General features: G+C 67.9%; 24 protein-coding genes. 13 read left to right on the top strand and 11 right to left on the bottom strand.

What is annotated here, in order from left to right:
• Window positions 1-31: 31 nt before the first annotated feature.
• Both RALTA_RS05410 and uvrB read right to left on the bottom strand, forming a co-directional pair.
• The gene (locus RALTA_RS05410; protein ID WP_012352427.1) at window positions 32-253 is read right to left on the bottom strand and encodes a hypothetical protein; all 222 of its coding nucleotides are present in this window, start codon (window positions 251-253) and stop codon (window positions 32-34) included.
• Between the two features lie 109 nt (window positions 254-362).
• On the bottom strand, window positions 363-2,447 hold the full coding sequence (gene uvrB / locus RALTA_RS05405; RefSeq protein ID WP_012352426.1) for an excinuclease ABC subunit UvrB: 2,085 nt from the start codon (window positions 2,445-2,447) through the stop codon (window positions 363-365).
• 172 nt (window positions 2,448-2,619) lie between these two features.
• On the opposite strand from uvrB, the gene RALTA_RS05400 reads away from it, so the two are divergent.
• On the top strand, window positions 2,620-3,816 hold the full coding sequence (locus RALTA_RS05400; RefSeq protein WP_012352425.1) for an amino acid aminotransferase: 1,197 nt from the start codon (window positions 2,620-2,622) through the stop codon (window positions 3,814-3,816).
• A gap of 309 nt (window positions 3,817-4,125) precedes the next feature.
• On the top strand, window positions 4,126-5,394 hold the full coding sequence (locus RALTA_RS05395; RefSeq protein ID WP_012352424.1) for a polyhydroxyalkanoate depolymerase: 1,269 nt from the start codon (window positions 4,126-4,128) through the stop codon (window positions 5,392-5,394).
• Between the two features lie 54 nt (window positions 5,395-5,448).
• Here the strand turns inward: RALTA_RS05395 and RALTA_RS05390 are convergent, their stop codons facing one another.
• Window positions 5,449-6,084, bottom strand: coding sequence for a TetR family transcriptional regulator (locus RALTA_RS05390; protein ID WP_012352423.1), 636 nt, complete (start codon window positions 6,082-6,084; stop codon window positions 5,449-5,451).
• Window positions 6,085-6,393: 309 nt separating this feature from the next.
• On the opposite strand from RALTA_RS05390, the gene rsxB reads away from it, so the two are divergent.
• The gene (gene rsxB / locus RALTA_RS05385) at window positions 6,394-7,215 is read left to right on the top strand and encodes an electron transport complex subunit RsxB (protein ID WP_012352422.1); all 822 of its coding nucleotides are present in this window, start codon (window positions 6,394-6,396) and stop codon (window positions 7,213-7,215) included.
• Window positions 7,212-7,856: an endonuclease III gene (gene nth, locus RALTA_RS05380; RefSeq protein WP_012352421.1), complete on the top strand. Its 645-nt coding sequence runs from the start codon at window positions 7,212-7,214 to the stop codon at window positions 7,854-7,856. The genes rsxB and nth overlap by 4 nt, the downstream gene beginning before the upstream one ends.
• Here the strand turns inward: nth and RALTA_RS05375 are convergent.
• Entirely contained in the window at window positions 7,825-8,490 is a 666-nt protein-coding gene (locus RALTA_RS05375) for a TetR/AcrR family transcriptional regulator (protein WP_012352420.1), read from the bottom strand. The two genes, nth and RALTA_RS05375, sit on opposite strands and share 32 nt — an antisense overlap.
• Before the next feature lie 86 nt (window positions 8,491-8,576).
• Between RALTA_RS05375 and RALTA_RS05370 the strand changes: the two genes are divergently transcribed.
• From RALTA_RS05370 to RALTA_RS05360, 3 genes are read left to right on the top strand one after another with little or no spacing between them, the layout of a single operon-like run.
• On the top strand, window positions 8,577-10,136 hold the full coding sequence (locus RALTA_RS05370; protein WP_012352419.1) for a flavin-containing monooxygenase: 1,560 nt from the start codon (window positions 8,577-8,579) through the stop codon (window positions 10,134-10,136).
• Entirely contained in the window at window positions 10,133-11,116 is a 984-nt protein-coding gene (locus tag RALTA_RS05365; RefSeq protein WP_012352418.1) for an alpha/beta fold hydrolase, read from the top strand. The genes RALTA_RS05370 and RALTA_RS05365 overlap by 4 nt, the downstream gene beginning before the upstream one ends.
• 16 nt (window positions 11,117-11,132) lie before the next feature.
• Window positions 11,133-11,858, top strand: a complete 726-nt coding sequence (locus RALTA_RS05360; RefSeq protein ID WP_012352417.1) for a Coq4 family protein — start codon at window positions 11,133-11,135, stop codon at window positions 11,856-11,858.
• Between the two features lie 600 nt (window positions 11,859-12,458).
• On the opposite strand, the gene RALTA_RS05355 is transcribed toward RALTA_RS05360, so the two are convergent.
• Both RALTA_RS05355 and RALTA_RS05350 read right to left on the bottom strand, forming a co-directional pair.
• Window positions 12,459-13,046 carry a malonic semialdehyde reductase gene (locus RALTA_RS05355; protein ID WP_012352416.1) on the bottom strand — a complete coding sequence of 196 codons (588 nt, stop codon included), beginning with the start codon at window positions 13,044-13,046 and terminating at the stop codon, window positions 12,459-12,461.
• 88 nt (window positions 13,047-13,134) lie between these two features.
• Window positions 13,135-14,073, bottom strand: coding sequence for a DMT family transporter (locus RALTA_RS05350; protein WP_041232100.1), 939 nt, complete (start codon window positions 14,071-14,073; stop codon window positions 13,135-13,137).
• A gap of 103 nt (window positions 14,074-14,176) precedes the next feature.
• Here RALTA_RS05350 and RALTA_RS05345 point away from each other — a divergent pair, with 103 nt between their 5' ends.
• Both RALTA_RS05345 and RALTA_RS05340 read left to right on the top strand, forming a co-directional pair.
• Window positions 14,177-14,608, top strand: coding sequence for a DUF1841 family protein (locus RALTA_RS05345; RefSeq protein ID WP_012352414.1), 432 nt, complete (start codon window positions 14,177-14,179; stop codon window positions 14,606-14,608).
• A gap of 133 nt (window positions 14,609-14,741) precedes the next feature.
• On the top strand, window positions 14,742-16,037 hold the full coding sequence (locus tag RALTA_RS05340) for a phospholipase A (protein WP_025582317.1): 1,296 nt from the start codon (window positions 14,742-14,744) through the stop codon (window positions 16,035-16,037).
• Window positions 16,038-16,058: 21 nt separating this feature from the next.
• Here the strand turns inward: RALTA_RS05340 and RALTA_RS05335 are convergent, their stop codons facing one another.
• Both RALTA_RS05335 and grpE read right to left on the bottom strand, forming a co-directional pair.
• Entirely contained in the window at window positions 16,059-16,490 is a 432-nt protein-coding gene (locus RALTA_RS05335) for a thioredoxin family protein (RefSeq protein WP_012352412.1), read from the bottom strand.
• 127 nt (window positions 16,491-16,617) lie between these two features.
• Window positions 16,618-17,193: a nucleotide exchange factor GrpE gene (gene grpE / locus RALTA_RS05330; protein WP_012352411.1), complete on the bottom strand. Its 576-nt coding sequence runs from the start codon at window positions 17,191-17,193 to the stop codon at window positions 16,618-16,620.
• Window positions 17,194-17,468: 275 nt separating this feature from the next.
• On the opposite strand from grpE, the gene RALTA_RS30620 reads away from it, so the two are divergent.
• Complete coding sequence (locus RALTA_RS30620) at window positions 17,469-17,642, top strand: hypothetical protein (protein ID WP_041232311.1); 174 nt, start codon at window positions 17,469-17,471, stop codon at window positions 17,640-17,642.
• Window positions 17,643-17,711: 69 nt separating this feature from the next.
• On the opposite strand, the gene RALTA_RS05320 is transcribed toward RALTA_RS30620, so the two are convergent.
• From RALTA_RS05320 to hrcA, 3 genes are all read right to left on the bottom strand, one after another.
• Window positions 17,712-18,107, bottom strand: coding sequence for an RNA-binding S4 domain-containing protein (locus tag RALTA_RS05320; protein ID WP_012352409.1), 396 nt, complete (start codon window positions 18,105-18,107; stop codon window positions 17,712-17,714).
• Complete coding sequence (hemH, locus tag RALTA_RS05315; protein ID WP_012352408.1) at window positions 18,104-19,219, bottom strand: ferrochelatase; 1,116 nt, start codon at window positions 19,217-19,219, stop codon at window positions 18,104-18,106. The genes RALTA_RS05320 and hemH overlap by 4 nt, the downstream gene beginning before the upstream one ends.
• A 130-nt stretch (window positions 19,220-19,349) precedes the next feature.
• Window positions 19,350-20,384, bottom strand: coding sequence for a heat-inducible transcriptional repressor HrcA (hrcA, locus tag RALTA_RS05310; RefSeq protein WP_012352407.1), 1,035 nt, complete (start codon window positions 20,382-20,384; stop codon window positions 19,350-19,352).
• 126 nt (window positions 20,385-20,510) lie between these two features.
• Between hrcA and RALTA_RS05305 the strand changes: the two genes are divergently transcribed.
• The 3 genes from RALTA_RS05305 to RALTA_RS05295 all read left to right on the top strand — a co-directional run bounded on the left by RALTA_RS05305 (window position 20,511) and on the right by RALTA_RS05295 (window position 23,758).
• Window positions 20,511-21,428 carry an NAD kinase gene (locus RALTA_RS05305; protein ID WP_012352406.1) on the top strand — a complete coding sequence of 306 codons (918 nt, stop codon included), beginning with the start codon at window positions 20,511-20,513 and terminating at the stop codon, window positions 21,426-21,428.
• A gap of 66 nt (window positions 21,429-21,494) precedes the next feature.
• Window positions 21,495-23,246, top strand: coding sequence for a DNA repair protein RecN (gene recN / locus RALTA_RS05300; RefSeq protein WP_012352405.1), 1,752 nt, complete (start codon window positions 21,495-21,497; stop codon window positions 23,244-23,246).
• A 68-nt stretch (window positions 23,247-23,314) separates the two neighbouring features.
• Window positions 23,315-23,758: a hypothetical protein gene (locus RALTA_RS05295; RefSeq protein WP_012352404.1), complete on the top strand. Its 444-nt coding sequence runs from the start codon at window positions 23,315-23,317 to the stop codon at window positions 23,756-23,758.
• The last annotated feature ends 44 nt before the right edge of the window (window positions 23,759-23,802 follow it).

Genomic DNA, 23,802 nt, shown 5'->3' with positions numbered 1-23,802 from the left:
TCCACGGGAAATGGGGGTCCCGGCTGGCGGGCTAGCTGACCTCGCCCGCGTCGATCGCGCGCATGGCGCCGGCCTCCGCCAGGGCAATGGCAGCTTCGGGGGTGGGCGCGTCGCCGGCGATGGCCTCGAAGCTCGGGCCGGTCGGCTCGCCGAAGGCGTCGGCGATGCGCATCTGCGCGGCAAAGCCGCCGGTGGTATTCGGAACCGCGGTGACGACCACTGCGTAGCCGCCATACTCGAACTGGCGTTCCATCGTGCCTCCTTCCGGGTCGTCCCTGGCCTGGCCCGTCGCTGCCCGGCCCTTCCTGCCAGTGCCGCCGAGGATTTCACTATAGGCGAAGCGCGCCCGGCGTTGCGGCGTATCAGGCAGGCGGCAGCGCGCCCTCGCCGCTGGCGCCGAACACCTGCGCCTTCAGCTTGGCCAGCTGGTCGCGCACCTGCGCGGCCTGCTCGAACTCCAGATTGCGGGCATGGTCAAGCATGAGCTTCTCCAGCCGCTTGATTTCCCTGGACACCTGCTTCTCGCTCATGTCCTCATAACGGGCCTGCTCCTGCGCGGCCTGTAGCTCGGCCTTGGCGTCGCTGGCGTTGTAGACGCCGTCGATGATGTCCTTGATGCGCTTGACCACGCCGCGCGGCGTGATGCCGTTGGCTTCGTTGAAGGCGATCTGTTTCGCGCGGCGGCGCTCGGTCTCGTCGATGGCCTTCTTCATCGAGTCGGTCATGCGGTCCGCGTACAGGATCGCGGTGCCGTTGACGTTGCGCGCGGCGCGGCCGATGGTCTGGATCAGCGAGCGCTCGGCCCGCAGGAAGCCTTCCTTGTCCGCATCGAGGATCGCCACCAGCGATACCTCGGGAATGTCCAGCCCCTCGCGCAGCAGGTTGATGCCCACCAGCACGTCGAAGGTACCCAGGCGCAGGTCGCGGATGATCTCGACGCGCTCGACGGTATCGATATCCGAGTGCAGGTAGCGCACCTTGACGCCGTTCTCGGTCAGGAACTCGGTCAGCTGCTCGGCCATGCGCTTGGTCAGCGTGGTCACCAGCACGCGCTCGCCGGCCTCGACCCTGGCATGGATCTCGGACAGCAGGTCATCCACCTGCGTGGTCGCGGGGCGGACCATGATGATCGGATCGACCAGCCCGGTCGGGCGGACCACCTGCTCCACCACCTGGCCGGCGTGCTCCTGTTCGAACTGTGCCGGCGTGGCCGTGACGAACATCACCTGGCGCATCTTGCGCTCGAACTCGTCGAACTTCAGCGGCCGGTTGTCCAGCGCCGACGGCAGCCGGAAGCCGTATTCCACCAGCGTGGTCTTGCGCGCGCGGTCGCCGTTGTACATGCCGTTGAGCTGCCCGATCAGCACGTGCGACTCGTCCAGGAACATCAGTGCGTCGGGCGGCAGGTAGTCGACCAGCGTCGGCGGCGGATCACCGGGACGCGCGCCGGAGAGGTGCCGCGAATAGTTCTCGATGCCCTTGCAGAAGCCCAGCTCCGACAGCATCTCGAGGTCGAAGCGGGTGCGCTGCTCCAGCCGCTGCGCTTCCACCAGGCGGTTTTCCTTGTGGAAGAACTCGAGACGCTCGCGCAGTTCGGCCTTGATCGCCTCGATCGCGCGCAGCACCGTTTCACGCGGGGTCACGTAGTGGCTCGACGGGTAGACCGTGAAGCGCGGGATCTTCTGCCGCACCCGTCCCGTGAGCGGGTCGAAGAAATGCAGCGACTCGACTTCGTCGTCGAACATCTCCAGCCGCACCGCCATCTCGGCGTGTTCCGCCGGGAAGATGTCGATGGTGTCGCCGCGCACGCGAAAGGTGCCGCGCTGGAAGTCGGTTTCGTTGCGGGTGTACTGCATCGCGATCAGGCGCGCGATCACGTCACGCTGGCTGATCTTGTCGCCGGCCCGCAGCGTCAGGATCATCTGGTGGTATTCGGTCGGGTTGCCGATGCCATAGATCGCCGACACGGTCGCCACGATGACGGTGTCGCGGCGCTCCAGCAGGCTCTTGGTCGCCGACAGCCGCATCTGCTCGATATGCTCGTTGATCGACGAGTCCTTCTCGATAAACAGGTCGCGTTGCGGAACGTAAGCCTCGGGCTGGTAGTAGTCGTAGTAGCTGACGAAGTACTCCACCGCATTGCGCGGGAAGAACTCGCGGAATTCGGCGTAGAGCTGCGCCGCCAGCGTCTTGTTGGGTGCGAACACGATGGCCGGGCGCCCGAGGCGGGCGATCACGTTGGCCATGGTGAAGGTCTTGCCCGAACCCGTCACGCCCAGCAGGGTCTGGTACGACAGGCCGTCTTCCACCCCCTCCACCAGCTGCCGGATCGCTTCCGGCTGGTCGCCGGCGGGCGGGAACGGCTGGTACAGCTGGAACGGGGAATCCGGAAATGTGACGAATTTGTCTTCGTCCAGGGCCGGCGCGGCTTCGGCAAGGTTCGTCATAGGGGCGTGACTAGGGAAATACCTGAGGAAAACGGGCGGATTACGCTAGAATCTTGGGGTTGTCAGCCCCCGCTTCAAGCCAAGAAGAGCGCGGCCGGGCCTGCCAGCCTCCAGCGCAGTACGGAGCATTCTACGCCTTCCGTTTTTCACATAGCCGACCACGAGATTCCAAATGAGTTTGTTTTCTGCCGTCGAGATGGCCCCGCGCGACCCGATCCTGGGCCTCAACGAAGCCTTCAATGCCGACACCCGCCCGACCAAGGTCAACCTGGGCGTCGGCGTGTACTTCACCGACGAAGGGAAAATCCCGCTGCTGCGCGCCGTCCAGGAGGCAGAAAAAGCCCGTCTGACCACCGCCACCCCGCGTGGCTACCTGCCGATCGAAGGCATCGCCGCCTATGACCAGGCGGTGCAGACGCTGCTGTTCGGCAAGGAATCGCCGCTGATCACGGAAGGCCGCGTGGTGACGGCCCAGGCACTTGGCGGCACCGGCGCACTGAAGATCGGCGCCGACTTCCTGAAGCGCCTGTACCCGGACGCCAAGGTCGCCATCAGCGACCCGAGCTGGGAAAACCACCGCGCCCTGTTCGAATCCGCCGGCTTCCCGGTGGTCAACTACGCCTACTACGACGCCCCCAGCCACGGCCTGAACTTCGCCGGCATGGTGGCATCGCTGCAGTCGTTCCCGGCCAACACCATCGTCGTGCTGCACGCCTGCTGCCACAACCCGACCGGCGTCGACCTGTCGCCCGAGCAGTGGAAGCAGGTGGTGGACCTGGTCAAGGAACGCAACCTGATCCCGTTCCTCGACATGGCCTACCAGGGCTTCGCCGACGGCATCGACGCCGATGGCGCCGCGGTGCGCCTGTTCGCCGACTCGGGCCTGCCGTTCTTCGTGTCGAGCTCGTTCTCGAAGAGCTTCTCGCTGTATGGCGAGCGCGTCGGCGCGCTGTCCATCGTCACCACCAGCAAGGAAGAATCGCAACGCGTGATGTCGCAGGTCAAGCGCGTGATCCGCACCAACTATTCCAACCCGCCGACCCACGGCGGCACCGTGGTCGCGACCGTGCTGAACAGCCCGGAACTGCGCGCCATGTGGGAAGAAGAACTGGCCGAAATGCGCGACCGCATCAAGCTGATGCGCCACGCGCTGGTGGACAAGCTGGCCGCCAAGGGCGTGCCGGGCGACTTCTCCTTCGTCAAGGCCCAGCGCGGCATGTTCTCGTATTCGGGCCTGACCTCGGCCCAGGTGGACCGCCTGCGCAACGAGCACGGCATCTACGCCGTCAGCACCGGCCGCATCTGCGTGGCGGCGCTGAACAGCCGCAACATCGATGCGGTGGTCGACGCGATCGCGGCCGTGATGTAACGCCACGATGAGTTGCCGCGCCGCAACGGACGGCAACTGGCGTAGGCATCACAAAACATAAGAAAAAAAGCGGCTTCGGCCGCTTTTTGCATTTGTTTGCGAAGTTGTAGGACGTTGTCACCGAAAAATCAGGCCAATGCCTTATTGTGTTCCACGCATACGGAAGTACTTTAAGGTATATGCTGCAAAGCAAGATCGTTAGCACGGTCGTTCGATTCAGGCATAATCGGCGCCACACGATCCATGGTGTATTGTCAGTACATTGTTACTTGGTGGTACGCATTCTCAGTAAGACCAGGCAGAAACGGCATGCTCTATCAACTGCATGAGTTCCAGCGCTCGATCCTGCACCCGCTGACCGCGTGGGCCCAGGCGACCGCCAAGACCTTCACCAATCCCCTCAGCCCGATGTCGCTGGTACCTGGCGCTCCGCGCCTGGCCGCCGGCTACGAACTGCTGTACCGGCTCGGCAAGGAATACGAAAAACCGGCGTTCGACATCCGCTCGGTGCGCTCCAACGGGCGCGACATTCCCATCGTCGAGCAGACCGTGCTGGAAAAGCCCTTCTGCAAGCTGCTGCGCTTCAAGCGCTATGCCGACGATCCCGAGACCATCAAGCTGCTCAAGGACGAGCCCGTGGTGCTGGTGGCCGCGCCGCTGTCGGGCCACCATGCCACGCTGCTGCGCGACACCGTGCGCACGCTGCTGCAGGACCACAAGGTCTACGTCACCGACTGGATCGACGCCCGCATGGTGCCGGTCGAGGAAGGCGCCTTCCACCTGTCGGACTACATCTACTACATCCAGGAATTCATCCGTCATATCGGCGCCGAGAACCTGCATGTGATCTCGGTATGCCAGCCCACGGTGCCGGTGCTGGCCGCCATTTCGCTGATGGCGTCCGCCGGCGAGAAGACGCCGCGCACCATGACCATGATGGGCGGCCCGATCGATGCGCGCAAAAGCCCGACCGCGGTCAACTCGCTGGCGACCAACAAGTCCTACGAGTGGTTCGAGAACAACGTCATCTACACCGTGCCGGCCAACTATCCCGGCCACGGCCGCCGCGTCTACCCGGGCTTCCTGCAGCACGCCGGCTTTGTCGCGATGAACCCGGACCGGCACCTGTCCTCGCACTATGACTACTACCTGAGCCTGGTCGAGGGCGATGCCGACGACGCCGAGGCGCACGTGCGCTTCTACGACGAGTACAACGCGGTGCTCGACATGGCCGCCGAGTACTACCTGGACACCATCCGCGAGGTGTTCCAGGAATTCCGCCTGGCCAACGGCACCTGGGAGATCGACGGCAAGCCGGTGCGTCCGCAGGACATCAAGAGCACGGCGCTGATGACGATCGAGGGCGAGCTGGACGACATCTCCGGCGCGGGCCAGACCGCCGCGGCGCACGACCTGTGCGCCGGCATCCCGAAAAACCGCAAGCAGCACCTCAATGCCGTGCGTTGCGGCCACTACGGGATCTTCTCGGGCCGGCGCTGGCGCGAGGACATCTACCCGCAGCTGCGCGACTTTATCCGCAAATACCACCAGGCCCCGGCGGCCGTGGCCAGCAAGTAAAAGACAAACGCCCGCGCAAGCGGGCGTTTCTGTCTGGGCAGCGTTGCCGGCGGCTCATGGCTTCTTCAGGTAGCTCAGCAGCATGTCCGTGTGCAGTTCGGCAAAGCGCTCGTGCTCCTGCTGCGATGCCACGTCGCGGCCGATCACGGCGCTGATGGTGTAACGGTTCGACAGCACGTAGTAGCCGAGCGCGGAAATGGTCAGGTAGAACTGCGGCACGTCGATCTGGTCGCGGAACAGTCCCTGCTGCTGGCCGCGCCGGATCACGTCGGCGAGCACGTCGACCACCGGATTGATCAACTGCTGCAGCTGCGCGGATTTCTTCAGGTGCCGTGCCTCGTGCAGGTTTTCGCTGTTGACGAGGCGGATGAACTCGGGATGCTCGTAGTACCAGTCCCAGACGAAGCGGGCCAGCGTGCGTACGCCCTCGACCGGGTCTTCGTCGACCAGGTGCAATTGCTCTTCGGCGGCGCGGAAGTTAGCGTATTGCTTCTCCAGCACCGCCAGGAACAGGCCCTCCTTGCTGCCGTAGTAGTAATACAGCATGCGCTCGTTGGTCTCCGCGCGCCGGGCAATCTGGTCGACGCGGGCGCCGGCCAGACCACCCTTGGCGAATTCCTCGGTGGCCGCAGCGAGGATGCGTCGGCGCGTCCCTTCCGGGTCGCGTTTGGTCTTGGGCTCTGTTGACATGGAGTGTGGTTGATCGTTGCGCGGATTATGGCACAGGCCGGAATGCGGCAATCCGGCCGCGCGACGCGCATCATCGCCGTTTCTGTCCGCCGGCGAAATCGGGGATAATCCTTGCGGCGCGAAAACCGCAGGGTCCGCAGAGACTCCGGTGCCGCCGGGGCCGCCAGCACATTGTCCGCCCCGTAAGGGCCGCCGTTATGTCGCCAACCGCTCACAGCACCGCGCAAATTTGGCGCTCTGCCGGTGGCCGGCGCCGCGCTGGCGCGGCTTTTTGATCCGCTCTTGTCCCCTAGATTGCTGTCCGTTGTCGTGAATCCCGCCGTCAAGTCCCTCGCCGACCGTATCGAGGCGCTGCTGCCACAGACCCAGTGCACCAAGTGCGGCTTCAGCGGCTGCCGCCCCTACGCCGAAGCCATGGCCAGCGGCGAGGCCGCCTGCAACCGTTGCCCGCCGGGCGGCGCGCAAGGTATCGAGCGCCTGGCCGCGTTGCTGGGCACCGAGCCCCTGCCGCTCGATCCCGAACGCGGCACCGAGCAGCCGCGCGCCGTCGCCCGCATCGACGAGAGCCTGTGCATCGGCTGCACGCTCTGCATCCAGGCCTGCCCGGTCGACGCCATCGCCGGCGCCGCCAAGCAGATGCATACCGTGATCCCCGACCTGTGCACCGGCTGCGACCTGTGCGTGCCGCCCTGCCCGGTCGACTGCATCGACATGGTGCCGGTTACCGGCACGCGCACCGGCTGGGACGCGTGGTCGCAGGCGCAGGCCGATGCCGCGCAGGCACGCTACCTGGCGCGCACGGCGCGGCTGGTGCGCGAGCGCGAAGAAAACGACGCACGCCTCGCCGCCAAGGCCGCCGCCAAGCTTGCCGCGGTTCAGGCCGAAGCGCCCGAGAACGATGCCGAGCGCGCCGCGCAGGAACGCAAGCGCGCCATCATCCAGGCCGCGATCGAACGGGCGCGGCAGAAGCAGCAGGCCGCGCGGCCGCGCAATACCGAGAACGTGTCGGCCGCGGTGCAGGCCCAGATCGACGCCGCCGATGCGCGGCGCGCGCGCGCCGGGCTGACGCCGGGGCAGGACGATCCCAATACTGGCCAGGACCCGGCTACCGACCGGAAACAAGAACCATGAACGCTGCCAAGTGCCGTGCCATCTTCGAGACACTGCGCGAAGTCAACCCGGCCCCGGCCACCGAACTGGAGTACAGCTCGCCGTTCGAGCTGCTGATCGCCGTGCTGCTGTCGGCGCAGGCCACCGACGTTGGCGTGAACAAGGCCACGCGCCGGCTGTTCCCGGTCGCGCATACCCCGCGGCAGATGCTGGAGCTGGGCGAAGCTGGCCTGAGCGAATACATCAAGACCATCGGCCTCTACAAGACCAAGGCCAAGCATGTGATCGAGACCTGCCGCATCCTGGTCGAGCGCCATGGCGGCAAGGTGCCGGCGCAGCGCGAAGCGCTGGAAGCGCTGCCGGGCGTGGGCCGCAAGACCGCCAACGTGGTGCTCAACACCGCGTTCGGCCAGCCCACCATCGCGGTCGACACGCATATCTTCCGCGTCTCGAACCGCACCGGCCTGGCGCCGGGCAAGAACGTCGACATCGTCGAGCAGAAGCTGCTCAAGTGCGTACCGCATGAATTCCTGCACGACGCCCATCACTGGCTGATCCTGCACGGGCGCTACGTGTGCAAGGCGCGCAAGCCGGAATGCTGGCATTGCGCCATCGAACCGCTGTGCGAGTTCAGGGAGAAAACCCCGGCACCGCAGCTGTAGCCGCTACCTCCCCGGGCTCGTGCGCCAGCACCATCGCCAGCTGCAACGCGGTGCGCGCCACGACGTCGACATCGGGGGTGTAACCGTGGCGGATCCAGCGCACGGCAAGATGGACCACCCCGCCCGCCACGCCTGCCGTCAGCAGCGGGTCATGCTGGCGCCCTGGCGGCAGCAGCGCTTGCGCGAGCAGGCCGCCAAACTCGTCCAGCGAGTCGGCCAGCGCGCCGTCGACCAGCTTGCTGACACCGCGGATCTCTACCAGAAACACCCGCGCCGAACGCGGTTCGCGCTGCAGTGCGCCGAAATAGGCCCGCAGCATCGCCAGCGCCCGTTGCGGGCCGTCGTTGCCGGCCGCCTCGCCCGCCTGCGCCAAGGTGTGCAGCAGGCGATGGGTCACCGTTTGAAACGATGCCAGCAGCAAGGCCTCGCTGTTGGTGAATGACTCGTAGAAATAGCGTTCGGTCAGGCCAGCGGCCTCGCACACGGCCTTGACCGTGGCGTTCTGGTAACCGCGCTCGCCATAGACCTGCACGGCCGCGGCGATCAGTTGCGCGCGGCGCTGAGCGCGGCGCTCTTCGGCTTCGGCGCCGCGATAGCGGCGCGCGGGAGTCAGCTCGGGGGTCATGCGCGCCATTATGACATTCCCTATTGTCAGAAAACTTGCGGGATCGCTTCTGACAACCTATGTTGTCAGAAGTGTCACTCGACCGGATGCCTCCCATGCGTGAAGCCAGTTCCGATGACGCAGTTCTCGATGTGCTGATCGTCGGCGCCGGCCTGTCCGGCATCGGTGCAGCGCGCCAGCTGCAACGGCGCTGTCCGGGCAAGCGCTACGCCATCCTCGAGGCGCGCGACGCCATCGGCGGCACCTGGGACCTGTTCCGCTACCCGGGCATCCGCTCGGATTCGGACATGTACACGCTGGGCTACCGCTTCAAGCCCTGGCGCGGCGCCAGGGCGATCGCCGACGGCCCCTCGATCCGCGCCTATATCCGCGAGACCGCTGAAGAAACCGGCATCACGCGCCATATCCGCTTCGGCCACCGCGTGGTCGGCGCGGCGTGGGACAGCGCCGACGCTTGCTGGACCGTCGAAGCCGAACGCAGCACTGACGGCAGCCGGCTGCGATTGCGCGCACGCCTGCTCTATGTGTGCGCCGGCTACTACAGCTATGCCGAGGGCCACCGTCCCGCGTTCGACGGCGAGGACCGCTTTCGCGGCCGCATCGTGCACCCGCAGTTCTGGGACGAGTCGCTCGACTACGCCGGCAAGCGCGTGGTGGTGATCGGCAGCGGCGCCACCGCGGTCACGCTGGTGCCGGCGATGGCCGCCAGCGCGGCGCACGTGACCATGCTGCAGCGCTCGCCCACGTATATCGTGACGCGCCCAGGCGAGGACGCCATCGCGCGCACCCTGCGCCGCGTGCTGCCCGAACGGCTGGCCTACACCGCCACGCGCTGGAAGAACGTGCTGCTCGGCATGACCTTCTTCCAGCTGGCGCGGCGCCGGCCGGAACGCGTCAAGGCACGCCTGGTCGGCATGGCCGCGGCGCAGTTGCCGGCGGGCTTCGACGTGGCGACGCATTTCACGCCGCGCTACAACCCCTGGGACCAGCGCCTGTGCCTGGTACCCGACGGCGACCTGTTCCGCGCCCTGCGCGAGGGCCGCGCCTCGGTGGTCACCGACACCATCAAACGCTTCACCGAAAACGGCATCGAGCTCGCCAGCGGCAAGTCGCTGGACGCGGATATCGTGGTGACGGCCACCGGGCTCAAGCTGAACATGCTGGGCGACATGGCGCTCACCGTCGACGGCCAGCCGCGCCGCCCCGCCGATTGCCTGGCCTACAAGGGCATGATGCTCAGCGACGTGCCCAACCTGGTGCTGGCCTTCGGCTACACCAACGCCTCGTGGACGCTCAAGGCGGACCTGACGGCCGAGTACGTGTGCCGCCTGCTGCGCCACATGGACCGCCACGGCCACCGCATCGCCGTGCCGCGCGCGCCCGCCGCGGTGCAGCCCACGCCGTTTCTGGATTTCACCTCGGGCTATGTGCAGCGTGCCGCGGGCGTGCTGCCACGGCAGGGCGACCGCAAGCCGTGGCGCGTGCACCAGAACTACCTGAAGGACCTGCTGACGATCCGGCATGGCCGCATCGCCGATGGCGTACTCCAGTTCGGCGCCCCGCCGGCCGCCGTGCCGGCGCCGCGGGGGCCGCGCAGCCACCAGGACGCCACGGGGGGCAACACGGCGGTGGCCGCCAGCGAGGTGCAGCCATGACGGTCATCCTGGCCAGCCTGGCCGTGTTGACGGCCCTGATCCTGCTGTCCGGCGCCGCGCTATGGCTGTACACCTGGCGTACCGCCCGCCGCATCGAAGCGGCGATGCCGCCGTCGGGCCGCTTTGTCGACGTGCCCGGCGCGCGGCTGCATGTGGTGGAGCGCGGGCAAGGCCCGGCGCTGCTGCTGGTGCATGGCCTGTCGGGCCAGCTCGAGAACTTCGGCTACGGCATGATCGCGCCGCTGGCAGAGAGCTTCCGCGTCGTCGCCGTCGACCGCCCCGGCGCCGGCCATTCCACGCGCATGCCAGGCAGCCCCGCCGACCTGCCCGCGCAGGCCGACGCGCTCGCCGCGCTGTGCGACAAGCTGGGCCTGGAACGTCCGCTGGTGGTGGGCCATTCGCTGGGCGGCGCCATCGCGCTGGCGCTGGCGATCCGCCATTCGGAGCGCGTCGGCGGACTGGCGCTGATCGCGCCGCTGACTCACCCGCCCACTACGATCTCGCCGGTGTTCAAGGCCATGGCCGTGCCGCGCGCGTGGCAGCGCCGGCTGATGGCCTGGACCCTGGTGGTGCCGATGTCGATCCGCCATCGCGCCGAAGTCATGGACATCGTGTTCGGCCCCGACCCGGTGCCGGACGACTTCCCGACCCGCGGCGGCGGCCTGCTGGCCTTGCGCCCGCGCCACTTCCTGGCGGCCTCCGAAGACCTGCTCGGCGCCGCCCGCAGCCTGCCGGACCTGCTGCGCGACTACGGCGCCCTGCGCGTGCCCGTGAGCGTGCTGTACGGCCGCGAGGACCGCATCCTCGACTTCGCCGAGCATGGCGAGGCGCTGGTGGCCAAGGTGCCGGGCGCCACGCTGACCCTGGTCAGCGGCGGCCACATGCTGCCGGTGACCGCTATCGCCACTAGTGTCGATTTCGTGCGCACCGCCGCGGCGCGGATGCAGGGCACCGCGCCGCGGGCGGCACAGTTCGCTTGATCCCAGGAGAGCGCCCATGGCCACCACGACGGGTTCGAACCCCTACAAGCAAGATCTCTTCGCCGCGTTCCGCGCAGTGCGCAAGCTGATGGCGGACGGCAACGACACCGAGCAGGTGTTCCGCATCATGCGCGCGCTCAACGGCCCGTCGATGCCGCGCAACTTCCGCCGCCTGCTGGCCACGCACGACGGGCGCCGCATGGTCTACCAGCGCATCGAGCTGGCCGAACGCTTGTCCGATCCGGCTTACGTGGCCGGGTTCGCGCCGGGCACGGTCGGCGCGGCCTATCGCGCGTTCCTGGAACAGACCGGATACAGCGCGGACGGGCTGGCCAAGGTGTCGAACCTCGACCAGGAGCCGGTGCTCGAGGACGCCTACCTGTGGTTCGGCCGGCGCACGCGCGACATCCACGATATCTGGCATGTGCTCACCGGCTACCGCGCCGACGAAAGCCTCGGCGAAGCCGCGCTGGTCGCGTTCAGCTATGCGCAGACCGGCGGCAAGGGCTGGGCCCTCATCGCCATCGCCGCGTCGCTGAAGAGCCTGCGCGTCACCGGCAACCTCGCCTTCGCACGCGCCGTGCTGGAGGGCTACCGGCTGGGCCGCCGCGCCCGCTGGCTGCTGGGCGAGGATTACGAAAAGCTGCTGCACGAACCGATCGACGCAGCGCGCCAACGGCTGGGGATCGGCGAGGCGCGCCGCTACCTGGCCTGCAACCCGATGCAGGAATGGACCGCGTGAGCGCTCGCGCTGCTGACCTGAAAAGTTGAATTGCGGGGGATGATGCAGATTCCCGCGGATTGATGCGTTGACTTCGTCGATGCGCCGGCCCTCTCCCCCGCCCCTCTCCCGCAAGCGGGCGAGGGGACCAAACAAGCGGAGAGGAAATATCCTTTGGGCTCGCCCGTGACAGCGCCGTGCGAGCGCAGCGACGCACTCCGTGCCCGAGCAATAGACCTGAGATAGGGAGCGCGCGCAGCGCAGCCGAAGGCGTCCCACCAATAACGTGATAAGCAGGCTGCCACCGACCTAAAGTCGGGTTCGTCCATCCGACCCCGAACGCCAGGCACCTCCCGGTAGCGTCAGCAGGGTCGAACCACCACCAGCACGACCGCGAGTCACCACCGCCAGAACCACCAACGCCGCCTTGGCCAGCCGCCCAGGCGACGCGCTCTTTGCCTCCTTTCTGTCGCTCGGACAGAAAGGAGGTCGCCGGCTACGCCGGCGAAACAGCGGCACTCGCCAAGCACGACGAACAAACGAACGAACCCAGACCCCCCCAGGAACGCCCAAAAAAAAGCGACCACCCCGGGTCGCTCATCTACCAGTAGCCAGCCCCGTTCAAACAACCCGGCAAGCTTCATCAAACGACAGCCGCGGCCCCCGCGGATACAGCTTGTCCGCCACCCCATAGCCCAGATTGCACAGGAAGTTGACCTTCCACTTGCCATCGGGGAAGAACGCCGCATTGACCTTGTCGGCATCGAAGCCGCCCATCGGGCCGCAGTCCAGGCCGAACGCGCGCGCCGCGAGGATAAAGTAGCCACCCTGCAGCGAGCTGTTCATCAGCGCGTCGCGGGCAATCTTCTCGTCGTTGCCGGCGTACCACGAGCGGGCATCGGCATGCGGGAACAGCTTGGGCAGCTGGTCGTGGAAGGCGGTGTCGAAGGCGATGATGGCGGTCACCGGCGCCGAGCGCGTCTTGTCGACGTTGCCGGCGGAGACGCAGTCCACCAGGCGCGCCTTCTCGGCGGCGCTCTTGACGAATACGATGCGCGCGGGGCTGCTGTTGGCCGCGGTCGGGCCGAACTTCATCGCTTCATAGATCTGGTGCAGCACGGCGTCGTCCACATGGCGGTCCTGCCACACGTTATGGGTGCGGGCTTCGGTGAACAGTTGCGCCAGCGCGGCGTGGTCGATCTGGGACATGCGCGTCCTTTCTGTACGGGAGGTAAGAGAAGGCGCGATTGTACCCAAGCGCCGGCGTGCGCCACGACAGCGCCTTTGAGCAACCCGTTCAATTCCCTTGCATGTCGGCGCGCGCCGGGGCGGGCGCGCTGCCGCGGCGGGTCAGCCACAGCACGCCCGCCAGGATCAGGCCACCGCCCACTGCCTGCGCCGGGCCGATCTGCTCGCCCAGCAGCAAGGCCGCCAGCGCCACGGTGACCACCGGCTCCAGCGTCGACAGCATCGACGCCTGTGCCGCGCCCAGCCGCTGCAAACCCGCAAAGAACGTCAGGATCGCCAGCACTGTCGACAGCAGCGCGATGCCCGCCAGCGCCAGCCAGCCGCCGGCATCGGCCGGGAACTGCGGCGGCGTGCCCGCGCCGGCGCGCAGCAGGCCGACGGCGCCGTAGACCAGCGCCGCCGCGGTGCAGATCACCGTGGTGGTGGCGATCGGGTTGACGCCGGCGGTCAGGCGCGCGCCGACGATGATGTAGACGGAGTAGATCACCGCCGCCGCCAGCCCCAGCGCGATTCCCAGCGGCGAGCCGGCGCCGCCGCCGACCGTCAGCCCGGCGCCGACCGAGCACAGCACCAGTGCCACCACCGCCGCGGTGGTCAGCCGCTCCTTCAGGAAAACCGCTGCCAGGATGGTGACGAACAGCGGGTACAGGTACAGCAGCAGTGCCACCAGGCTCGCCTGCGCGTGGTTGAGCGCGCTGAAGAAGCAGAACGACTGGCCGACGTAGCCTATGCCCCCCATCGCCGCCAGCGCCAGTACGCGGCGCCACGGCGGCAGCGCGATGCCGCGCGTGCGCATCACCCACGCCAGCGCCGCGGCGGCCAGCAGGAAACGCACCAGCAGCAGGCCGTACACGTCCGCGCCGGCGGCATAGGCGAACCGCGCGAAGATCGCCATGGCACCAAAGGCGCTGGCCGAGACCGCGATCAGCAGCACGCCGGCCAGCTTGTCGCGGGCGTCGGTCGGGGCGGTGGGGGCGGAAGCGGTCATCGGGCAGGCGGCGGGAAGTCGGCGATCCCGCATTCTACTTGGGCGCCATCGCGGCAAGCGGCGGCCGGCAAGGGCAGCCCCCGTCGTTTACAATGGCGCCACCATGTTCAATCCCTCCCGAGAAGAAGTCCGCCGGTTCTTCTGCGATGCCTGGCAGAAGCAGATCGCAGGCGGCGTGCTGACCCCGCTGGAAGCCATTGCCGTCGACTGGATCGGCGAGCACCCGGAGTACCAGGACCTGCTGCGCGACACCGAAGGCGCGCTGGCGCAGGACTACACCCCCGAGCAAGGCCAGACCAATCCCTTCCTGCACCTGGCGATGCACCTGTCGATTTCCGAGCAGGTCTCGGTCGACCAGCCCCGCGGCATCCGCCAGGCTTACGAGGCGCTGGCGCGCCGGCTCGATTCCCCGCACGATGCCCAGCACCAGGTGATGGAATGCCTGGGCGAGATGCTGTGGCAGGCGCAGCGCACCGGCCAGCCGCCGGACGGCGACCACTACGTCGACTGCGTCAGGCGCCGCGCCAACCGCTGACAGCGCCCCGCCAGTACGCGCAAAAAGTGCAGCGTACAATTCCTAACAAGCCGTGGCGGGCGTGCGTGGTAGGCTTTGGGCTCCGAGTTTTCCCTAGTTGCGTTGCCATCACCCGGCAACGTCGCGCATCTTCATGCCCCCTACTGCATTTTCCTTGCGGCCGCGGCTGGCGCCAGTCAGCCGCGCCGTTGCCCCGCTCTGCCTGTCGCTGATGCTGGCCTGGCCGCTGGCCGGCCATGCCGGCGTGGCGCTGCTGCAGCCTCCGCGCGTGATCGACGGCAACCAGCCCCTGACGCTGACCCTGGTGGTGTCTGCCGACACTACCACGCGTCGCTACCGTATTCCCGACACGCTCGAAGTGACCGCATCCGGCGAGATGCAGGCGCCGGTGCGCCTGGTGCTGTGGCGCGAAGTCTCCGGCCCCGCCGTCGTCAACCTGCGCCGCGGCGAGCATCGCGCCATCCGCTACACGGTGGCGCTGCCGCCGGTGCTGCGTGGCCAGGTGCGGCTCGATGCCACCGGCATCGACGCCGCGCCGGTGCTGGTCACGCTGAACCGGCTGCCGCAACCTGGCGAGGCGGCCACGCCGACGCCGCCGGTGGCCAGCCAAGCGCCGGCCGCTGCGGACAGTGCCGAATCCGCCGACAGTGCGCCCGTGCCGGTCACGGGGATCACCACGGCCGGGACCACGGCCCCTGCCCCGGCCGACCTGCGCGACAGCGCCCGGCTGTCGTTCCACGACCCGATGTACTTCATGGTCGGTGCGAACGGCGGCGCCAACGCAAAATTCCAGTTCAGCTTCAAGTACCGCATCTTCGAGGGCGAGGATCCTGCCTCGAAGCGCCTGTTCGACAACCTCTACTTCAGCTACACCCAGTTCTCGTTGTGGGACCTGAGCGAAGATTCGGCGCCGTTCCGCGACACCAACTACCGGCCGAGCCTGTTCTACTACCTGTCGGATACGGGCGTGCACAACAACGTGATCAGCCGGCTGTCGCTGGCCGCCGGCCTGGAGCATGAATCCAACGGCCGCAACGGCGTGGAGTCGCGCAGCATCAATACGGTATTCGTCAAGCCGACCTTCTATTTCGGCGACCAGAACGACTGGCACTGGCGCGTCGCGCCCAAGCTCTACGCCTATGTGGAAAAGGCCGACAACCCGGACATCGCCCACTACCGCGGCTTCATGGACCTGGGCATCGCCTATGGGCGGCCGGACTCATGGGAATTCTCGGCGACGCTGCGCAAGGGCACGCGCAAGTGGTACGGCAGCGTCGACGCGCAGCTCACCTACCCGATGGCGCGGCTGATCCCCGGCACCGCCGGGTACCTGATGGCGGGATATTTCGTCGGCTATGGCGAGAGCCTGCTCGACTACAACCACAAGCTGCCCTGGCAGTTCCGCATCGGCTACGCGCTGACGCGCTGATGCAATGAGACGCCGGCTGCGTTAGCCCGCCAGCGGCTTGCCGCTGGCCTTCAGGCGCGCATTGGCCACGGCTGCGGCAAACTGCCCGTGGCCGTGCCAGCCGGTGGCCCGGCCGAGCTTCTTGCCGTTCTGGAAAAACATGAACACCGGAATGCCGTGCAGGCCGAACCGCCGTCCCAGCTGCGGATGCGCGTAGACGTTGGCATGCAGCCAGTGCAGTTCCAGCGCCCGGAGCGGCCCGGGATTGGCGAGCATGGCCTTCTTGGCCATTTCGCAGTTGAAGCAGTCCACACCCCAGAAGAACACGCACACCAGGGCATCGCCGGCCGCGGCGATGGCGCCGTCGATGGTGGCATCGTCGACCTCGCGCATGGCCAGCGCGTCAAAGGCGCGGTGGTCGAGATGCGGGGCCGCGGACGGGTCCGGCGCGCCGGCTTGCAGTTCAGTGCTCATGGTTCGCTCCTGATGCGGTTCGCCCCGGACGGGGCCGGCGGCCGATGACGAGCGCCCCGGGCCGGCAGGCACCGGGCGCCGGGACCGGACAGGCGGCAACGCCCGTCCGCGTGGAACCCCTGACGGGTTACTTCGGCGCCGCCACCGTGACCAGCGCCGGGCGCAGCACGCGGTCGGCGATGGTGTAGCCGCGCTGGAGCACGGTCACCACGGTATTGGGCTCCTGGTCCGCCGGCACCATCGAGATGGCCTGGTGGCGGTGCGGGTCGAACTTCTCGCCCACCGGATTGAGTTCGACGATCTTGCCGCGCTCGAAGGCGGCGGCCAGCTGGCGCGCGGTCAACTCGACGCCTTCGCGCAGCTTGGCGATATCGCCGGAGCCGTCGGCCAGCGCGGCCTGCAGGCTGTCCATGACCGGCAGCAGGTTGTCGGCGAAGTTCTCGATGGCGAACTTGTGCGCCTTGGCGACATCTTCCTGCGCCCGGCGGCGGATGTTCTCGCCTTCCGCAACGGCGCGCATGTACAGGTCGTAATGCTCGCTCGCCTTGGCTTCCAGGGCGGCCAGCTGGGCCGCCACGTCGTCCACGGCGGCAGCCGCGGTGTCGGGCGCGCCGGTCTCCGGGCTGGCGGCGGCGGTGCTGGTCGCCTCATCGCCCGCAGGCGTCGCAGTCTGGTTGGATGGCGTCTGCTTCTGGTCTTCCATGTCGATCCGTATCAATGCAGTGTCGCGGCCGCCGTGAGGCTCGGCCGCGGGTGGTAAATCGGCGTGTGTCCGGTGCAGGTGGTGGCAGTTCGCCGCATTTCAAGAGTGGCGCCGGCGCGACGCTGAAACACACGGTTACAAAGCCTGGCCCGTTGCAATCGACGCCTTATTGCTTTGCGGCAATGCCCTCACTAAGATTCTTAGTAAGAAAAATGACAAAAATGGCGAGGGCCCAGGAGATGGTTCATTTTTGCGCCGCTTCCGAAAGGTTGGCCATGCATAAGCTCCCAGTCGTGACGCTGTGCCTCGTGGCCGCATTGGCGGTCATGACCGTCTTTATCTGCCTGTCCGGCGCCTTCACCCCGCGCGATACGGAGTATGGCAGCGGCAAGGCGGTGTTCAAGCACTACATTGTTCCCATTGTCAGTCCGGACGTGTCGCAGGAATAGACGTCCGACCCCGCTCACCCCGGCTGTCCATTGCGCGGCGGCGCCGGAAACGGTGCCGCCGCTGCCATGTCAGCCCTTGAAGTCGTCGATGCGGCGGCGGTCGCGCTTGGTCGGGCGCCCCTGGAGCTGCGCGGAGGGCTCCGGCTGCAGGCGCCGGCGCTCGGCATCGGCGGCCCGCCGCGACTGGCTTTCGGCACTTTCCTGATACAGCGTCTGCGCCACCGGCGCCGGCCCGCGCGCCGGGGCGATGCCTTTGACTTCGAGCTCCCAGCGCTGCTGGTGCGCTTCGAGCACCACCTTGTCGCCGGGCTTGACCTCGCGCGAGTTCTTGCAAAGCTGGCCGTTGACCGTCACCCTGCCGCGCTCCACCGCCTCGGCCGCCAGCGAACGCGTCTTGAAGAAACGCGCGCACCACAGCCATTTGTCGATGCGCTGGCGCGCATCCGCCTCGAAATCCACGTTCATGCCGCCGCTCCCCGCGCCTGCGCACGCGTGCGCCGCGCCTCCAGTTCATGCGGATGCGGCGTGGCGAGGGCCCAGCCCTGCAGGTGCTGCAGCGCAATCTCCGCCATCGCCGCGATCCACGGCGCGGCATCGTTCATGCATGGAATGAAGTGGAAGTCCTTGCCGCCCGCGACCTTGAACTCAGTCTGGCCTTCCATGGCGATTTCTTCCAGCGTCTCGATGCAGTCCGCCGGAAAGCCCGGGCAGAACACGTCCACGCGCCCGGCACCGACCTTGCCCAGTTCCGCCAGCGTCGGCGCCGTATAGGGCTGCAGCCACTCGGCCTTGCCGAATCGGGACTGGAACGTCACCTGGTACTGCCCCGGTTGCAGGCCCAGCGCCTCGCCGAGCAGGCGGCCGGTCTTCAGGCACTCGCAATGGTAGGGATCGCCCAGTTCCAGCGTCCGGCGCGGCACGCCGTGGAACGACAGGATCAGCTTGTCGCCCCGGCCGAAATCCGGCATGCCGTGCCGCGCCCAATAGGCGCTGACCTGTTGCTGCAATGCGGAGATATACGCCGGATGGTCATGGAAATGCTTGACCAGCCGCAGCTCGGGCTGGTTGCGCCACTGGCCCAGCACCCGGAACACCTCGTCGAAGGCCGTGGCGGTGGTGGTGCCAGAGTACTGCGGATACATGGGCAGCACCAGCACCTGCTCGCAGCCCTGGCGGCGCAGCGCCTCCATCACCGAACCGATCGACGGGTTGCCGTAGCGCATTGCGCACGCCACCGTCACCTCGTGGCCATTCTGGTGCAGCAGCCGCTGCAGCGCATGCGCCTGGCGCTCGCTGTAGACCAGCAGCGGCGAGCCCGTCATATGGGCCTCGCGCAGCCAGATCGATTCGTACTTGAGCGCCGACGCGCGCGAGCGCAGCGGCAGGATCACGCCGTACAGCAGCGGCAGCCACGCCGCGCGCGGTATTTCCACCACGCGCGGATCGGACAGGAATTCTTTCAGGTAACGCCCCACAGCCTTGGGGGTCGGGGCGTCGGGGGTGCCCAGGTTGACCAGCAGGATGGCCGTGCGCGGCGCCTGGCCGTGCTGGTAGGCCGGTTCGGGAGAAAACGTCATGTCGCTTCCGGGTTGGCGCGATGCCGGGATGGGGCGGGTGTGACGACGGGTGCCGCGACGGGTGCAGCGCAGCGGCGCCGCGCCCGCGCGGCGGGAATGGAGCCGCCGGTCAGACCGGAACGCCGGACCACTAGTTCTGGCTCAGCGCGCTGGACAGCAACCGCGCAGTAATGTCGACGATCGGGATCACACGCTCGTAGGCCATGCGCGTGGGGCCGATCACGCCCAGCGTGCCGACGATCTGCCCGTCGACCTCGTACGGCGCGGTAATGACCGCCATGTCCTCGATCGGCACCAGCTGGCTTTCACCGCCGATGAAGATCTGCACGCCCTGCGCATGGCTGGACACATCCAGCAGCTGCAGCAGGCTGGTCTTGTGCTCGAACACGTCGAACAGGCGCCGCAGCTTGTCCATGCTCGAGGCCAGGTCGTCGACTTCGAGCAGCTTGCGCTCGCCGCTGATGTAGACGTGGTCGTCATCCTCGTCCTCGGCGGTGCTGCCGGCCTCGACCGCGGCCTGCATCAGCTGCGACATGTCGCGGCGCAGGTCCTGCAACTCCAGCCGCAGGTGGCTGCGCACGGTGTCGAAGCTCATGCCGGCATAGTGCGAGTTGAAGAAGTTGGCGGCCTCGATCAGCTGGGCCGGCGTGTACGGCAGTTCGGTCTGGATGATGCGGTTCTGCACGTCGCCCTCGGGGCTGACGATGATCAGCAGGATGCGCTTGTCCGACAGCCGCATGAACTCGATCTGCCGGAACGCCTGCGCGCGGCGCGGCGTCATCACCACGCCGGCAAAGTGCGACAGGTTGGACAGCGTGCGCGCCGCCGCGGTAATCATGCGCTGCGGCCCCAGCTGCTGCCCGCCCAGCTGGTCCTGGATCTGCCCGGTCAGCTCGGCCAGGTCGGCGTTGCGCTCGAGCGGCTTGGCCGTCAGCATCGAGTCGACGAACAGCCGGTAGCCACGCGGCGTCGGGATCCGGCCGGCCGACGTGTGCGGGCTGGCGATAAAACCCATTTCCTCGAGATCGGACATCACATTGCGGATCGTCGCCGGCGACAGGTCCAGCCCCGAGTACTTGGACAGGGTGCGGGAGCCGACCGGCTGGCCTTCGGCAATGTAGCGCTCGATCAGGGTCTTGAGCAGCGTTTTGGAGCGTTCATCCATGATGCCCCGATTTTACGCAAGTTTTGGACCTTCTGGCGGCCCGGCCGGATGTGCCGCCAGATGTGCCGCCGGACGGGCCGCCGGCGCCTGCTGACAACCGTCACGGCGGTATGGTCTAATCCCGGCATGTCCGCCCCACCCAAAGCCAGCGCCGTGCGCACACCATTCAAGACCGTCGCCCTGGTGGGCAGGTACTCCACTGCCGGCATCGAAGGGCCGCTGGAAGAGATTGCCTCCTATATCCTGCGCAACGGCCAGGACGTGGTATTCGAGCGCGAGACCGCGCTGGCCACCGGGCTGACCGCCTATCCCGCCCTGTCCGCCGAGGAAATCGGCCGGCAGGCCGACGTTGCCGTGGTGCTCGGTGGCGACGGTACGCTGCTGGGCATCGCCCGCCAGCTCGCCGGCTATGACGTGCCCCTGATCGGCGTGAACCACGGGCGGCTCGGTTTCATGACCGACATCGCGCTGGAAGATGCGCATACGGTGCTGCCCGACATGCTCGACGGCCGCTACGAGTCCGAGACGCGGCTGCTGCTGGCCTCGCGCGTGGTGCGCGACGACATGGACATCTTCTCCGCGCTGGCGCTGAACGATGTGGTGGTGAACCGCTCCGGCATTTCGGGCATGGTCGAGCTGGCGGTTTCGGTGGACGGCCACTTCATGTACAACCAGCGCTCCGACGGCCTGATCGTGTCGACCGCGACCGGCTCCACCGCTTACGCGCTGTCGGCCGGCGGCCCGATCCTGCACCCCACGCTGTCGGGCGTGGTGCTGGTGCCGATCGCCCCGCACGCGCTGTCCAACCGGCCGATCGTGCTGCCGCACGACGCCGAGGTAACCATCGAGGTGGCGAGCGCGCGCGACGCCAGCGTCAACTTCGACATGCAGTCGCTGACCTCGCTGCTGCCGGGCGACCGCATCGTGGTGCGGCGCTCGCAGAAGACCATCAACCTGCTGCACCCGGTGGGCTACAACTACTACGCCACGCTGCGCAAGAAGCTGCACTGGCACGAATACCCGTCCGAAGACAACCGCCTCTGAGCGCAATCCAGCCGCCCCTCAGCCCGAGCCCGACCCTTCATCGGACCGACTACCCTTCCCGCCACGATGCTGCGCAGCCTGTCCATCCGTGATTTCGTCATCGTCGACACCCTCGACCTGGACTTCGCCTCCGGCTTTACCGTCTTCACCGGCGAGACCGGCGCCGGCAAGTCGATCCTGATCGACGCCCTGGCGCTGGTGCTGGGCGAGCGCGCCGATGCCGGCGTGGTGCGCGAAGGCGCGCCGCGCGCCAGCGTCAGCGCCACCTTCTCGACCCATCCCGCGCTCGATGCCTGGCTGGCCGAGCGCGAACTCAACAGCGAAGAAGACGGCGGCGTACCGACCGTGCTGCTGCGCCGTACCGTCGATGCCGGCGGCCGCAGCAAGGCCTTTATCAACGGCGCTGCCGCCACCCTGGCACAGCTGCGCGAAGTGGGCGACCAGCTGGTCGATATCCACGGCCAGCATGCGCACCAGCAACTGCTGCGCCCCGATGCGCAGCGGCTGCTGTTCGATGCCCATGCCGGGCTGACGCAGCAGGCCGCCGCCGTGGCCGAGGCCTGGCGGGCCTGGCGCGCCTGCGTGCGCCAGCGCGAAGCGGTCGAGCACCAGTCGCGCGAGATGCAGCTGGAGCGCGAGCGGCTCGAGTGGCAGGTCGGCGAGCTGGACAAGCTCAACCCGCAGCCTGGCGAATGGGACGAAATCCAGTCGGAGTACAACCGGCTCTCGCATGCCGCCGGCCTGATCGACGGCAGCCGCGCCGCGCTCGAGGCGCTGTCCGAGGCCGACGGGTCGGTGCTGTCGGCGCTCAACAGCATCGTGCACCGGCTGCAGCAGCTGGCCGATGTCGACCCCGCGCTGCGCGACGTGCTGGCCGCGCTCGAGCCGGCGCAGGTGCAGGCCGAGGAAGCCGCGCACTCGCTGACGCGCTATGTCGACCGGCTCGAACTCGACCCCGAGCGGCTGCAGCTGGTGGAAGAACGCATGCAGGCACTGCACGCCACCGCGCGCAAGTACCGCCTGCCGCCCGAGCAGCTCGCCGATGAGCTGGTCGCGCGCCGCCAGCAGCTCGACGACCTGCAGGCCGCGCAGGACCTGAACAAGGTGATGGCGCGCGAGGCCGCGGCCAAGGCCGCCTACCTGACGCTGGCGCAGCACCTCAGTCATGCCCGCAAGGAAGCCGCGCAAGCGCTGTCCGGCGCGGTCACCGATGCCATGCAGGGCCTGTCGATGGCCGGCGGCAGCTTTGTCGCCGCGCTCAATGCGCTCGACGAAGGCCAGAGCTACGGCCTCGAGCAGGTCGAGTTCCTGGTGGCCGGCCACGCTGGCGTCAGCGCGCGTCCGCTGGCCCGCGTGGCCTCCGGCGGCGAGCTGGCGCGCATCAGCCTGGCGATCTCGGTGATCACCAGCGAAGCCTCGCCCACGCCCACGCTGATCTTCGACGAAGTCGACACCGGCATCGGCGGCGCAGTGGCCGAGGTGGTCGGCCGGCGCCTGCAGGAACTCGGCCGCGCGCGCCAGGTGCTGTGCGTGACCCACCTGCCGCAAGTGGCGGCGCAGGCCGGCACGCACCTGCTGGTGAGCAAGGAAACCACCGCCGAGGCCGACGCGTCGGTGACGCGTTCGCGCATTCGCGTGCTGGATCCGGCCGGGCGCGTGGTCGAGACCGCGCGCATGCTGGGCGGTGCGACCGTCACCGCCACCACGCTGCAACATGCCGAGGAGATGCTGGCGCAGGGCATGGCCGACAGCGGTGCGGGCCAGCCCGCGCGCGCGGGCAAGGACGGCAAGCGCGGCCGCCGCGCCGCGGCGGGCTAAAGGACTCGCGTCACATCGCACGGCCTTGCGTGGCATCGCCCAACTTATTTTTTCACAGGAGCTTCCCCATGACCCGCCCAGCGCCCACCGGCCACCGCCAGCGCGCCTCGCTGCGCGCAGTGCTGGCCATTGCCACCGCCGCCTCGGCCGCACTGCTGGCGCTGTCGGCTTGCCAGGCCCAGCCCAAGGCCTCGGCGCCGCCGCCGGGCAGCATCAGCGATGACCGTGCGCTTGGCGACATCATGGTCCGCTTCAAGCCGCCCGCGGTGGACATGTCCGAAGACGCCGGCAAGCTGCTGGCCGAGATCAAGGGGCCGATCCGCTACGTGGTCAAGCGGCCGATGTCAGGCGGGGTCTGGCTGGTGACGGCGATCTCGCCGTCGGCGGACGCCACCCTCGACCAGGCCGTCGACACGCTGCGCGCCACGCCGCGCATCGAGACCGCCGAACCGGACCGGCTGCTCAAGCCCAGCCGCAATATCCCCACCAGCCGCGACATGCCGGCGCGCTAGCACCGGATTGAATCTGTACGGAATGCCGCATTAACGCACGCGAA

It is taken from the genome of Cupriavidus taiwanensis LMG 19424 (assembly GCF_000069785.1).
Taxonomy (GTDB): Bacteria; Pseudomonadota; Gammaproteobacteria; order Burkholderiales; family Burkholderiaceae; genus Cupriavidus; species Cupriavidus taiwanensis.
This window is presented reverse-complemented; position numbering and strand designations above follow the sequence as displayed.